Consider the following 549-nt stretch of genomic DNA (forward strand, 5'->3'; position numbering starts at 1 on the left):
ATAGTGCGATTAGTAACTCTTCCACCGGTGCTATTAAGATTGTTAATGATAATGTTCTGGGCGGCACCATTACTAATACTGGTGATGCGAGCACTACTGCTGCTAATAATATTGATATTACCAATAACAAAAATCTTACTGGTACGGTTACTAATAATGGCAAAGGTAGTATCCATGTTCAGAATACTAAAGTTACTGGCTCAATCACCGGTAATATCAATAATGGTGGTTCCGGTAGCATTACTTTAGATAATGAAGGTAATTCCAGCAGTAATCAGATTAACAATANCCGATACCGGTTTGATTACTATCAATAATAAAGACACTGGTGTAATTAATAGTGCGATTAGTAACTCTTCCACCGGTGCTATTAAGATTGTTAATGATAATGTTTTGGGCGGCACCATTACTAATACTGGTAATGCGAGCACTTCTGCTGCTAATAATATTGATATTACCAATAACAACAATCTTACTGGTACGGTTATTAATAATGGCAAAGGTAGTATCCATGTTCAGAATACTAAAGTTACTGGCTCAATCACCGGT

The 549-nt window shown here is 36.1% G+C and carries 1 protein-coding gene; it reads left to right on the forward strand.

The window, feature by feature from the left end:
- Window positions 1-300 precede the first annotated feature (300 nt).
- On the forward strand, window positions 301-549 hold a 249-nt coding region (locus J3U67_RS05075; RefSeq protein WP_267404096.1), incomplete at its 3' end, for a hypothetical protein.

It is taken from the genome of Snodgrassella sp. B3837, from assembly GCF_026535955.1.
Classification (GTDB): domain Bacteria; phylum Pseudomonadota; class Gammaproteobacteria; order Burkholderiales; family Neisseriaceae; genus Snodgrassella; species Snodgrassella alvi_E.